We start from the raw sequence: 12,896 nt of genomic DNA, 5'->3' as shown, positions 1-12,896 counted from the left end.
AGGTTACTCAAACGGGCTGGTATCGCCACACCCTACACGCAAAATGTGAATATCATCTTCTGATAGGTCAATAACCGTGGTTGCTTGCTCTGCAAGGTGTCCGCCGTCAATAATTAAATCTACGTGTTTATCTAAACGCGTTAAAATTTCATCTGGATCTGATTCTGTAAACTCTTCTCCAGGTAAAATTAACGAACACGACATTAACGGCTCCCCAAGCTCTGCAAGTAATGCACATGCAATTGGATGCTCTATAACGCGCATACCAATGGTTTTTTTCTTATCGTTTAATAACCGCTTTGGCACTTCTTTTGTGCCTTTAAAAATAAAGGTGTATGGCCCTGGCGTATTATTTTTAATAAGCCTAAACATTTGGTTATCTACACGGGCATAAGTTGCCAGCTCAGATAAATCACGGCATACCAGCGTAAAGTTATGGTGTTTTTCTATTCCACGAATACGCTCAATGCGCTCTTTTGCTTGCTTATTACCTAGGTTACACCCTATTGCGTAGCCCGAATCTGTTGGGTATACAACAACCCCGCCCTGTTTAATAATATCAACCGCTTGGCTAATAAGTCGTGGCTGTGGGTTTGCTGGGTGAATATGAATTAATTGACTCATGATAATGCTCCTTCTTGCCCTTCCCACACTTGCCAAACCCCTTGGCAGTCTTTGGGTAAGTATAAGTTTTTACCTAGCTCTAAATAACTAGTTGGAAAATGAAAGTCAGAACCTTGCGAGCACAGTAAACCGTACTCTTGGCTCAATTGCCCTAAAAATTGGCGTTCAGTGGGCGCTTGTTGCGGCTGCGCAACTTCCATGGCATCGCCCCCGTCACTTTTGTATTGCACAAGTAACTTACGTAACCATTTATTAGACATTTGATAACGTCCTGGGTGTGCAAGTACTGCAACCCCGCCTGCAGCATGAATGGCGCTAATGGCTGTTTGCATATCACACCAATTGCTTGGAACATATCCTGTTTTGCTGCGCCCTAAGTATTTTTTAAATACCCCAGGAAAATTTTTAGCAACGCCTCTTTCAATCAATGCACGCGCAAAATGAGCACGGGTTATTTGGGCGTTTTCTGCCAGCGCCTTGGCTTGTTCGTAAATGCCATCAAAACCGTTTTTTGCCAGCCTTTTGCCAATTTCAATGGCGCGTTCATCACGCTTTTGCTGCTGCGCCGATAACAATGATGTAAGGGCATTGTTATTTATATCAATATTTAGCCCAACAATATGTATTTCAAAGCTTTCCCACTTGGTAGAAATTTCTACGCCAGATATAAGCTTAAGCGGTAGGTTTTCTGTTTCGATAAACGCTTTTGCCGGCGTAATAGCAGCCACAGTGTCGTGATCGGTTATCGCAAACACATCAATGTTTTTTTCTACGGCACGGTTTAATAATTGCTCAACTGTTAAATGTCCGTCTGAATGCGTTGTATGGCTGTGTAAATCGTATTTTATCAAAAGAAAACTGCTTAAATTTAAGGGTAATAGATGTTTATATAAGTATAACAACTTTTTTGACTAAATTGTTTTAAATAAACACTTGACACAAAAGCGCTAAATACGTTTTACTGTAGCCACTTTAAGACACATTAAGAATTAATAAAAATGATCAATTCAATTCAACACACTATTTGGTGGTGGCACTCATAATTTTTGGGTGATGAATTGTCGTGTCTAGCAAATATTCAAAACCCGCAATTATGCGGGTTTTTTTATAACTAAATTTTACGTATTTAATTTTTTATTTTGAGGCAAAAAAACATGAATAACGGTCTTACTCTTACACATCGTTGGTGGTGGCGCCTGATATAGCGGGACGGTAATGATCTGTTTGTAATTTAGATATCGTTATTCAAACCCCGCATTGCAAAAGCATTGCGGGGTTTTATTTTTTGAGGGAATGAGGTTTGATTTTTAGTCATATAACTACCACACCAGGCGAAGTTACTAGCATAACGCAAGTGCGCGACTACATTAGTAGCCCACTTGCACTTTATGCAGCACTTGATAAGCCTAATTCGCTACTGCTTGAATCAGCCGAAATTGATTCTAAAGACAGTGTTAAAAGCTTAATTTTAGTTGACTGCGCGCTGCGCATTGTTTGCCAAGGTAAAACCGTCACGGTAAGTGCTCAATCTAATAACGGTAAACAGTTACTGCCATATTTAAGAGCCAATGTACAAAGCTGCGATGCAACCTTAACTGACACAAGCCTAACTCTTGTTTATAAAGGCGGCTCTAATGACATTGACGAGGCAAGTAAACTGGTTGCCGATAATGCATTTAGCGCACTACGCACCTGTATAAACAGTATTAAAAGCACCACCGAAAACCCGTTTTCGGTATTTCTAGGCGGTGTATTTGCCTACGACATGGTGGCTAATTTTGAGCAGCTAAGCGACGTACCCGATGGCGAAAACACCTGCCCAGACTACGTATTTTACTTAGCCGAAACCTTAGTGGTTATCGACCATCAAAAACAAACCACCGAGCTTATTGGTAATGTGTTTAATGGCCCAGACGTACACGCTAATTGTTTTGAAGTAGGTAAAGAGCTAGAACGATTAAATGCCTTATGCGACAAAGCAGAAGAGTTTAGTGCGCCTATGCAAACAGGTACCTGCGATGTAAGTGTTGATATAAGCGATGAAACTTACTGCGAGCAAGTGGTTAAGCTTAAAAAGAACATCGTTGATGGTGATATTTTTCAGGTTGTGCCTTCGCGTACGTTTTCACTGCCCTGCCCTGATTCGTTGCACGCATATAGCCAGCTTAAAAAGCAAAATCCAAGCCCTTATATGTTTTATATGCGCGATGAAGAATTTGCTTTATTTGGCGCCTCACCTGAGTCTGCTCTTAAATACGAAGTGCAAAGCAAACAAGTTGAAGTTTACCCTATTGCCGGTACTCGCCCTCGTGGAAAATTTGCCAATGGCACAATCAACCCAGATTTAGACAGCCGTATAGAGCTTGAACTAAGAAACGATCAAAAAGAGCGTGCAGAGCATTTAATGCTGGTTGATTTAGCTCGTAACGATGTGGCACGCATTAGTGTAGCCGGCACGCGCCATGCAAAAGAGCTATTAAAAGTAGACCGCTACTCGCAAGTAATGCACTTGGTTTCTCGCGTGGTGGGCACATTAAAGCCTGAGCTTGATGCACTACACGCTTACCAAGCGTGTATGAACATGGGCACGCTGGTAGGCGCTCCTAAAGTACGCGCTGCCGAACTTGTACGCCAAACCGAAGGCAAACGCCGTGGCAGCTACGGTGGCGCAGTAGGCTATTTAACAGGCGATGGTGCAATGGATAGCTGCATCGTTATTCGCTCAGCGTTTGTTAAAAATAATACCGCGTATGTGCAAGCAGGTGCCGGTGTCGTTTACGATTCTGATCCGCAAGCCGAAGCTAACGAAACCCGCGCTAAAGCCCAAGCGGTGATCACCGCCATAAAATCGACTTATGAGGCGGTATAAAATGAGCACAGCAAACCCAATGAAAATATACTTTTTAGATAACTTTGATTCGTTTAGCTACAACCTTGTTGATGAACTAACCATGCTGGGCTGTGAGCTTGTGGTATACAGAAATAACATAAGTGCAGAGGTTATTTTTAATAAAATGCGTCAAGAACCTGGGCAAGTATTATTAGTGCTTTCGCCAGGACCTGGTGCACCCAGTGATGCAGGTTGTTTAATGGAATTAATCGAACTGGCTAAAGGCCACTTCCCTATGCTGGGCATTTGCCTGGGGCAACAAGCACTTACACAAAGTTATGGCGGAGTAATCGGCCACGCTGGCGAAACCGTACATGGCAAGTCATCAATCATTAATTTAAACCCGCACCCGGTGTTTGAAGGAATGGGCAACACCATGCCCGTAGCCCGTTACCATTCATTAATGGCAACCAAGGTACCTGAAAATATTGAGGTAATTGCACAATTTGACGATATTCCTATGGCCATATATCACCACGACGATAAAGCGTTAGGTTATCAATTTCATCCTGAGTCAATACTTACGCCAAATGGTGCAATGCTACTTCAACAAAGTGTTGCGTACTTAACGCGCACCAACTAATAGAGGACATTATGAGTACCCAAGCAAAAGAGACCATAAATGTTCAATACGCTATTGAGCAACTTATTCAAGGCAAGTCGTTAAACTATGCCCAATCAAACGCATTATTTAACCAAATAATGCAAGGTAACATGAGCGAAATAGAGCTCACTGCATTGCTAATCAGCCTTAAAATAAAAGGCGAAGTAAGCGATGAAATTGCCGGCGCTGCAGCGTCAATGCGAGAAAACGCCGTTGCCTTTACGACCGCTAGCACGCAACTTGCCGATAGCTGCGGCACCGGGGGCGATGGCTCAAACACGATTAATATTAGTACTACCGCGGCTATTGTTGCAGCTGCCGCGGGTATTAATATGGTAAAACATGGTAATCGCAGTGTATCGAGTAATTCGGGCTCTGCTGATTTATTAAAAGCATTGGGCATTAATATTGATATGAGCCCAGCACAGGCTGCACTGTGCCTTGAGCAAACCCATTTTACCTTTTTGTTTGCACCGCATTACCACAGTGGTGTACGCCACGCGATGGGCGTACGTACTGCGCTTAAAACACGTACCATTTTTAATATTTTAGGCCCACTTGCTAACCCTGCTGCACCACACGTGCAATTACTGGGTGTTTACGATGAGTCTTTATGTATGCCAATGGCGCAAACACTTAAAACATTAGGCACTAAGCGCGCGATGATAGTGCATGGTTCTGGCACTGACGAAATAGCCCTGCACGGCCCAACTAACGTAGTTGAGCTAAACAATGGCGAAATAACGCAGTACACATTAAACCCAAGCGACTTTGACCTTGCAAACTATTCACTTGAACAACTAGCCGGTGAAGGCCCACAATACAACGCAAATGCGAGCCTTGCTATTTTACAAGGTAAAGGCAGTGATGCGCACAATGCTGCAATCGTGGTCAATGTGGCTGCACTTTTATACCTAAGCGGTAAAGTACAGTCATTAAAAGAAGGCGCACAACAGGTACAAACATTACTAAGTTCAGGCAAAGCCATGAACACATTAAATGCAATTATTGAGGTAAGTCATGGCTAATGTATTAGACAAAATTGTTGCTGATAAAAAACAAGAGCTAATAGAGCGTAAAGCCGCGCGCCCACTAGAGAGCTTTAAACACCTAGCAGTGCCAACCAGCCGCAGCTTTTATAAAGCGTTAGCAAAGCCGGGTACGCAGTTTATTTTAGAATGTAAAAAAGCATCTCCTTCAAAAGGGCTAATAAGAGAGCCGTTTGATTTAACCGAGATCACCTCTGTTTATAAAAAATACGCCAGCTGCATGAGCGTACTTACAGATACTAAATACTTTCAAGGTAGTTTTGATTATTTAGAGTTTGTACGTAGCCAAGTAGAGCAACCACTTATTTGTAAAGACTTTTTTATTGATGAGTACCAAGTTTACATGGCACGTATTTATGGCGGCGATGCTATATTACTAATGCTTTCAGTGCTTGATGATGAACAATATAAAGCGCTACATGCAGTTGCCGACTCGCTTAACATGTCGGTATTAACCGAAGTAAGTAACGAAGAAGAAGTGCACCGTGCCCTTGCACTTGATGCGCAAATTATTGGTATTAATAACCGTGACCTTCGCGATTTAAGCACTGATTTAGCAACCACCGAAAAGCTACGTAAACTCATCCCACAAGATAAAGTGGTTATCTCAGAGTCAGGTATTTACACTCATCAAGATGTTAAACGCCTAGCGCCATTATGTGATGGCTTTTTAATTGGCAGTTCTTTAATGGCTGAGCGCGATTTAGAACAAGCCTGCAAAAAAGTGATTTTAGGTGATAACAAAGTGTGCGGTTTAACCCGAGCACAAGACGTACAGGCCGCTTACAACAACGGCGCAGTGTACGGTGGACTCATTTTTTCCCCTAAGTCGCCTCGTTATGTTGATTTAGATTGTGCGATTGAGCTGAGCCAAAGTGCGCCACTTAAATTTGTCGGTGTTTTTGTTAATGCAAGCCCGCAGCAAGTGGTACAATACGCGCACGAACTAAAACTTGCCGCAGTACAATTACACGGTCAAGAAAGTGACGATTACATTGCCGCATTACGTACACAGTTACCTAAAGGTTGTGAAATTTGGAAAGCACAGGCAATTAAAGATACATTGCCAACCCCAGCTAAGGGCTTAGACCGCCATCTTTATGATACCCACAGCGATACACAAGCCGGTGGTACAGGTAAAGCATTTGATTGGGCAGTACTGCGCGACGCAACAACCCCCTTTATGCTAGCGGGTGGCTTAAATCCAGACAATATAAAAGACGCGCTTTCTCAAGGTGCCCTAGGCCTTGATTTAAATTCAGGCGTTGAAGAATCTGCGGGTAAAAAGTGCCCTATCAAATTACAAAATGCTTTTACAAGCATCAGAAATTATTGAGGTTATAATGCAAAATCCAGCTTATTTTGGCGAGTTTGGCGGTATGTTTGTACCTGAGCTACTTGTCCCTGCGCTTAAGCAGTTAGAGAACGAATTTAACAAAGCACAAAAAGACCCTGAATTTCAGGCTGAGTTTACAAAATTATTAAACGAGTATGCCGGTCGCCCTACGCCGCTTACTTTAACGCGTAATTTAATTAAAAACCCTAAAGTAAAACTTTACCTAAAACGTGAAGATTTACTGCACGGTGGCGCACACAAAACCAACCAAGTACTTGGTCAAGCGTTGCTAACTAAACGTATGGGTAAAAAAGAAGTTATTGCCGAAACTGGAGCGGGCCAACACGGCGTGGCAACAGCCCTAGCCTGTGCATTACTTGGCTTAAAATGCCGCATTTATATGGGTGCTAAAGACGTTGAGCGCCAACAGCCTAATGTATTTAGAATGAAATTAATGGGCGCAGAGGTTATTCCGGTAACCGCTGGCTCTGGCACATTAAAAGATGCGGTAAACGAAGCGCTACGCGACTGGTCTGCAAACTACCAAGACGCTCATTACTTACTTGGTACCGCTGCGGGTCCTCATCCATTCCCAACAATTGTACGAGAGTATCAAAAAATCATTGGTGAAGAAGCTAAACAACAAGTACTCAAAGCAGAAGGACGCTTACCGGATGCCGTACTAGCCTGTGTTGGCGGTGGCTCTAATGCCATTGGTATGTTTACTGACTTTATTGACGAGCCAAGTGTAAAACTTATTGGTGTGGAGCCTGCAGGTAAAGGCCTAGATACCCACGAGCACGGCGCTACAATTTGTAAAGGTACTAAAGGTATTTTACACGGTACCTATACGTACATTATGCAAAACGACGATGGCCAAATAGAAGAGTCATACTCAGTATCTGCCGGTCTTGATTACCCAGCAGTTGGACCACAGCACGCGTTTTTACACGAAACAGGCCGTGCTCAATATGTGGGTATTACCGATACAGAAGCCCTTGACGCGTTCCAAGCACTGGCTAAAAACGAAGGTATTATTCCAGCTCTTGAATCAAGCCATGCCCTTGCTTATGCGCTTAAATACGCCGAAGAGCAAACAGAAGAAAGCATTTTGGTGGTTAACTTAAGTGGCCGTGGCGATAAAGATTTAACCCACGTACACAGTGTTTTATCACAAGGAGGTCAACTATGAGCCAGTTAAATACAGATCGTTACGGTAAAACCTTTGCTGCACTTAATGAGCAAAAACAAGGTGCATTTGTACCATTTGTTACCATTGGCGACCCAGGTAAAGAGCAAAGTATTGCCATTATTAAAAGCTTAATTGATGGCGGCGCGGATGCACTGGAGCTAGGTATTCCGTTTTCGGACCCAATCGCCGATGGCCCAGTTATTCAAGCGGCGAATATTCGCGCTCTCGATGTAAACATTAACACGCAAGATTGCTTTGATATTATTAAAGAAATACGCGATTACAATGCAGATATTCCAATTGGCTTATTATTGTATTCAAACCTTGTATTTAAACGCGGTTTAGAAACATTTTATAAAGATGCTAAAGCGGCGGGAGTAGACTCTATTTTAGTTGCTGATGTACCACTGCATGAGTCTAAAATGTTTAGAAAAGCAGCCATGGCAAACGGTGTTGACCCAATATTTATTGCCACACCAAATGCCGATGACGATACCCTGCGCCAATGTGCATCTTACGGCCGTGGCTACACGTATTTATTATCGCGTGCGGGTGTTACCGGCACTGATACTAAAGCGCAAATGCCAGCGGGTAACATAGTAACTAAATTAAAAGAATACCATGCAGCCCCTGCTTTATTGGGCTTTGGTATTTCTACACCCGATGATGTAAAAGCCGCCCTAAATGCCGGCGCAGCTGGTGCTATTTCAGGCTCAGCCGTTGTTAAAATTATTGAAGCCAACCTTAATGATTTAGATGCGATGACAACGCAGTTAAAAGCGTTTGTAGCTGATATGAAAGCGGCCACCGTGTTGTAAAAGCTTAAAATTTACACATTAAAAAAGGGCATTTTAAATGCCCTTTTTTATTAAGCTCTACACTTAGTGAGCTTGATGCTTACCTTCTAAAATTTCTTCAATAAATTTTGCATTAAATGCTTCTAAATCTGCAGGGCTGCGGCTTGTTACTAAACCTTGGTCTACACTCACCTCTTCATCAACCCAGTTTGCACCAGCATTGATTAAGTCACTTTTAATGCTCGGGAATGATGTAACGGTGCGGTCGCGTAATTTATTAATTTCGGCAAGTAACCAAGGGGCATGGCAAATAGCTGCGACGGGTTTGTTTTTCTCAGCGCCAAAAAAGCCATCTATAAACGCTTTTGCGTGCTTATCTTGGCGTAACGTATCTGGGTTAAATAAGCCACCTGGCAGCATAAGCGCATCGTAATCGCTGGCACTGGCATTTGTAACAAGTTTATCTACGCTTACTTTGTCGCCCCATTTATCTTCATCCCAGCCGGTGATTTCACCCTCTTTTACCGACACAATATCGATATCGGCGCCAGCATTAAGTAAAGCATCACGTGGAGATAATAGCTCACTTTGCTCAAAGCCATCGGTGGCTAAAATAGCAATTTTTTTGCCTTGTAAACGAGTGCTTGTTTGTAATGTAGACATATAGATCTCCTTATTGCGTTTAATAAAATGTTTCAATCACCCTATTAAAAGCATAACCGATGCCAAATTTAACCTATTGAAAATAATGAATAATATAAATTAAAGCTGTCAAAGCTATGTAAATCATTTAGAGGGTTTGAACAATCTACATAGCTTAATTTAAAGTGCGTATTAAAAACCAGCACACAAGCTTTGCTTACAAGATGAAGTAGTAAGGCATTATAACTAAAAACTGGGTATTTATTTTGTAGACGCACCCTATTAGCGGGGTGCGCCGAACTATAATTTTATGATTAATAGCGCTAACTAAACCTAAAAAGGTAACCGGGCTATTAGCAAGTATTGGTTGCAGGAACTAGTCGCTGGTACTGATCACTGGTACCGGTCAATGCAAGTTGCTATTTAAAGGAGATCTTTTAATGCTTTGGCTGGTTTAAATACGGGTTTGTTAGCGCCTTCTATTTCAATGCTTTCGCCTGTTTGTGGGTTACGGCCAGTGCGCGCTGGGTAGTAGCTTAAAGCAAATGTACCAAATCCATTAATTTGCACTTGGTCGCCTTCAGATAACGATTTAGTAATTACTTTTTGTAAGCTAGTAAGGGCTGCTTGTGTGTCTTTTTTTGTTAGTTCACTGCGTTTTGCTATTTGGGCAACAAGTTGTGCTTTGTTCATTGTAGGCTCCTAAATGCACACTTAATCAGTGTTGGTTAAGCGTGGGAATATGATGATGGATAATTAAAGCCACGCAGGCTAAGGCTTACAGGGCAACAAGTCAACCTTGTAGTTGCCTAGTGTTATGTGGTAAAAACTTCCCTGACTTCTTTTTGTATAATTTAGGTAGTATATGCACGCATTGATTGAATACATCCCGCTAATATTATTTTTTGCGGTATTTAAATTAGTTGATATTTACTGGGCAACAGGCCTTTTAATGGTCACTACGCTTATTCAAGTTGCGTATAGCTACTTTAAGCACGGCCATGTACATGCCCGCCAATGGCTATTTTTTGCTATTGCAGCGGTGTTTGGCACATTAACCTTAGTACTCCACGATGAGCAGTATATAAAATGGAAAGCCACGTTAATTTATGCCGGCTTAAGCCTTACCTTATTAAGTAGCCGCTACGTGCTGAATAAAAATCTTGTTAAAAAAGCCCTTAGCTCAATCCTCGAAAACGCCAACGACTCTAAACAGGCGATTGAAGTACCTGAGCCGGTGTGGAATAAGCTTAACTTAATGTGGGTTGCCATTACCGCAGGTATTGCAGTGCTGAATATTTACATTGCGTATAATTTCTCACTCGATTTTTGGGTTAACTTTAAAGTGTTTGGTTTAATGGCCATTACTTTTGTGAGTATTTTGATCACTATATTTGCTTTGTATAAGTACTTCCCTGATGAAGAAGAACCCGCAAAGTAAAACACCTTCGTCATAAAAATGTCGTCTTTGCTTGATAGCGTGTAAAAAAAATCAATCAGAGACGACCTTGAACGCCAATCAATACCGCTGGTTTGAATTTACCCTAATATTTGTTTTATTGCCTTTAATAGGCTTTACCCTTCGTAGTTACCTAGCTAACTGGCTAATACCCGCACTGATTGTTTTAATGAGTGTGTGCTGCATGTTATTACTGAACGACCCTCACTTTAAGCGATTTAGACTCACAAGCCTGGGGCAGTTTTCTGCGGTAAAGCGACGTTTATTTAGTTTCTTTTTTTTAGGAGCGCTTTTTTCAGGCGTGTTTTACGGCATTATTCACCAAGAAAATTGGTTTAGTATGCCGCTGCACTCATTTTATAACTGGTTACTTTTACTGCTTCTATACCCGCTGCTGTCGGTATTACCACAAGAGCTAATTTTCAGGACCTACTTTTTTCATCGCTATAAACGCATTATGCCCAAAAAAAGAGTGCGTATAGTGGTAAGCGCAACGGTGTTTGCCCTTGCCCATATTGTGTATGCCAATTGGGTGGCTGTAGGCTTAGCATTTTTAGGCGGGTTATTATTTTCGTTTACTTACGCGCAAAGCCGCTCAACCATAGTGTGTGTAATTGAGCATAGCTTATGGGGATTATGGATGTTTACACTGGGGATTGGCAGTTCATTAGACTCAGGAGCTATAAGCTAACAAGCTAAGCCGCTATTTTAAACACAAAAAAGCCGCGTTAATACGCGGCTTTTGAAAACTTTTTTTAGCCTAAAATCCAAATAACTTAAAGGCAAAAAACTTAGTCGCTACTGTGTTAATAAATATGGCTAATAAAATAACCGGAATAAACGTAGAAAGCGAAAAGTTAACGTATTTCTCCATAAAGCTACCGGCGTAATTTGGTGAGCCTTGGCTTAGCTCATCTGTTAGGCGCGCTTTTTTCCAGCGGTACATAACAAATAAACACACCATCAAACCATTCAGTGGCAATATAGTGTCGTAAAATACATCATAAACAATATCAAAAAAGCTTTTATTACCGCTGCCGTAACTAGTAAACGACGTTAGGCTATCAACCATACCAAACGACATAGTACATAATATAGTTAACACACCGGTGGCTAGCGTTAAAATACCTAAGGCTTTTTTACGGCTGATCCCTTTGCGGTCGCTAAGGGTCGCTGTAGGTACTTCTACAATTGATACAAGCGAAGTAATCGCTGCAAAAAACACTAATAAAAAGAACGAAAACGCCACTGCAGACGCGCCAAAGTAACCAATGTCATTTTGTAGTGCTAATAAAATTTTAGGTAAGTATACAAATATCATCGATACAGACGAATCAGAAAGTGCGGCTGGGTCGGTATTAGGATCAAAACTAAATATTGCCGGTAACACCATTAAACCAGCAACAAATGCCACTAATGAGTCGGTAATAGCCACCATTTTTGCACTGCCAACAATGTCATCTTTTTTAGATATGTAAGAGGCGTAGGTCATTAAAATGCCCATACCTAGCGATAGTGAGAAAAACGCTTGGCTTAGTGCACCATTAAGCACGCTGGCACTCATTTTAGAAAAATCAGGAATAACATAATATTTAACACCAGCCATGGCGTTATCAAGCGTTAATACATACGCTACAAGGGCAAGCAACATAACAAATAAAGCCGGCATTAAAAACTTAGCGGCTTTTTCTATGCCTTGTTTAACCCCACCCAATAAAATAAGGTTAACAATAATAACCACCACAGCCATGTAGCCAAAAACAGTGTAGCTATTTATAAAGCTGCCAAAATGGCTCGGATCTGCCAATGCATCTAAATTACCCATGGCGGTTTGGCTTAAGTAGCCAAAAATCCACACGGTAATAACCATGTAAAATACGGCAATCATAAACGGCGTTAATACAGCCAAAAAGCCTGCAAACTTCCATTTTTTGTCGTTATTTGCCAGCGCTTTGTACGAACCAAGTGGATCTTTTTGCGCGTTACGACCCATGGCCATTTCAGCCATCATTACTGGTAAACAAATAAAAGCAACAAACAAAGCGTATACAAGTAAAAATGCACCACCACCATTTTTAGTTGCCGACACAGGAAAACCTACTAAGTTGCCAATACCCACTGCCGAACCTGCTGCAGCCAGTATAAAGCCAAGACGGGAGCTAAAATGCTCTCTATTATTGCTCATGTATTAACCTTGTTATTTTTAAGTTATTCAAGCGACTCTACCAGTGTTGTGCCGCGCTTTTCAAGCAATTACACACTAAAAATAATTAATAACTGTAAACCTAGCTTTAACGGTAATT

General features: G+C 41.7%; 13 protein-coding genes. 8 read left to right on the top strand and 5 right to left on the bottom strand.

The window, feature by feature from the left end:
- Positions 1-3: 3 nt before the first annotated feature.
- A complete protein-coding gene (locus tag SJY38_RS05585) occupies positions 4-624 on the bottom strand; it encodes an L-threonylcarbamoyladenylate synthase (RefSeq protein WP_004586789.1) in 621 nt (206 codons plus the stop codon).
- Positions 621-1,475, bottom strand: a complete 855-nt coding sequence (locus SJY38_RS05580; RefSeq protein ID WP_004586790.1) for a PHP domain-containing protein — start codon at positions 1,473-1,475, stop codon at positions 621-623. The genes SJY38_RS05585 and SJY38_RS05580 overlap by 4 nt, the downstream gene beginning before the upstream one ends.
- A 449-nt stretch (positions 1,476-1,924) precedes the next feature.
- Between SJY38_RS05580 and SJY38_RS05575 the strand changes: the two genes are divergently transcribed.
- Genes SJY38_RS05575 through trpA form a run of 6 tightly spaced genes read left to right on the top strand, consistent with a single transcriptional unit; the run spans position 1,925 to position 8,513 of the window.
- Positions 1,925-3,493 carry an anthranilate synthase component 1 gene (locus SJY38_RS05575; protein WP_055255700.1) on the top strand — a complete coding sequence of 523 codons (1,569 nt, stop codon included), beginning with the start codon at positions 1,925-1,927 and terminating at the stop codon, positions 3,491-3,493.
- Position 3,494: 1 nt separating this feature from the next.
- On the top strand, positions 3,495-4,097 hold the full coding sequence (locus tag SJY38_RS05570) for an aminodeoxychorismate/anthranilate synthase component II (protein ID WP_004586792.1): 603 nt from the start codon (positions 3,495-3,497) through the stop codon (positions 4,095-4,097).
- 11 nt (positions 4,098-4,108) lie between these two features.
- On the top strand, positions 4,109-5,146 hold the full coding sequence (trpD, locus tag SJY38_RS05565; RefSeq protein ID WP_286745219.1) for an anthranilate phosphoribosyltransferase: 1,038 nt from the start codon (positions 4,109-4,111) through the stop codon (positions 5,144-5,146).
- Positions 5,139-6,503, top strand: a complete 1,365-nt coding sequence (gene trpCF / locus SJY38_RS05560; protein WP_377109377.1) for a bifunctional indole-3-glycerol-phosphate synthase TrpC/phosphoribosylanthranilate isomerase TrpF — start codon at positions 5,139-5,141, stop codon at positions 6,501-6,503. Before trpD ends, trpCF begins: the two co-directional genes overlap by 8 nt.
- 7 nt (positions 6,504-6,510) lie before the next feature.
- Positions 6,511-7,695, top strand: a complete 1,185-nt coding sequence (trpB, locus tag SJY38_RS05555) for a tryptophan synthase subunit beta (RefSeq protein ID WP_004586795.1) — start codon at positions 6,511-6,513, stop codon at positions 7,693-7,695.
- Positions 7,692-8,513, top strand: a complete 822-nt coding sequence (trpA, locus tag SJY38_RS05550) for a tryptophan synthase subunit alpha (RefSeq protein WP_055255694.1) — start codon at positions 7,692-7,694, stop codon at positions 8,511-8,513. Before trpB ends, trpA begins: the two co-directional genes overlap by 4 nt.
- A 63-nt stretch (positions 8,514-8,576) precedes the next feature.
- Here the strand turns inward: trpA and SJY38_RS05545 are convergent, their stop codons facing one another.
- Complete coding sequence (locus SJY38_RS05545) at positions 8,577-9,155, bottom strand: type 1 glutamine amidotransferase domain-containing protein (protein WP_004586797.1); 579 nt, start codon at positions 9,153-9,155, stop codon at positions 8,577-8,579.
- Between the two features lie 402 nt (positions 9,156-9,557).
- A complete protein-coding gene (locus tag SJY38_RS05540; RefSeq protein WP_004586798.1) occupies positions 9,558-9,827 on the bottom strand; it encodes an HU family DNA-binding protein in 270 nt (89 codons plus the stop codon).
- Positions 9,828-9,999: 172 nt separating this feature from the next.
- On the opposite strand from SJY38_RS05540, the gene SJY38_RS05535 reads away from it, so the two are divergent.
- Together SJY38_RS05535 and SJY38_RS05530 are read left to right on the top strand one after the other, a co-directional pair.
- Positions 10,000-10,575: an inner membrane-spanning protein YciB gene (locus tag SJY38_RS05535; protein WP_377109376.1), complete on the top strand. Its 576-nt coding sequence runs from the start codon at positions 10,000-10,002 to the stop codon at positions 10,573-10,575.
- 67 nt (positions 10,576-10,642) lie between these two features.
- Positions 10,643-11,284 (top strand): CPBP family intramembrane glutamic endopeptidase, encoded by a 642-nt coding sequence (locus tag SJY38_RS05530; RefSeq protein WP_024033448.1) that lies wholly within the window; start codon positions 10,643-10,645, stop codon positions 11,282-11,284.
- Between the two features lie 69 nt (positions 11,285-11,353).
- Here the strand turns inward: SJY38_RS05530 and SJY38_RS05525 are convergent, their stop codons facing one another.
- The gene (locus SJY38_RS05525) at positions 11,354-12,778 is read right to left on the bottom strand and encodes a sodium-dependent transporter (RefSeq protein ID WP_054982639.1); all 1,425 of its coding nucleotides are present in this window, start codon (positions 12,776-12,778) and stop codon (positions 11,354-11,356) included.
- Positions 12,779-12,896: the final 118 nt, after the last annotated feature.

This window comes from Pseudoalteromonas sp. R86517 (genome assembly GCF_042466295.1).
Classification (GTDB): domain Bacteria; phylum Pseudomonadota; class Gammaproteobacteria; order Enterobacterales; family Alteromonadaceae; genus Pseudoalteromonas; species Pseudoalteromonas atlantica.
Note: the sequence above shows the minus strand (reverse complement) of the source record. Positions and strands in the feature narration are given on the sequence as shown.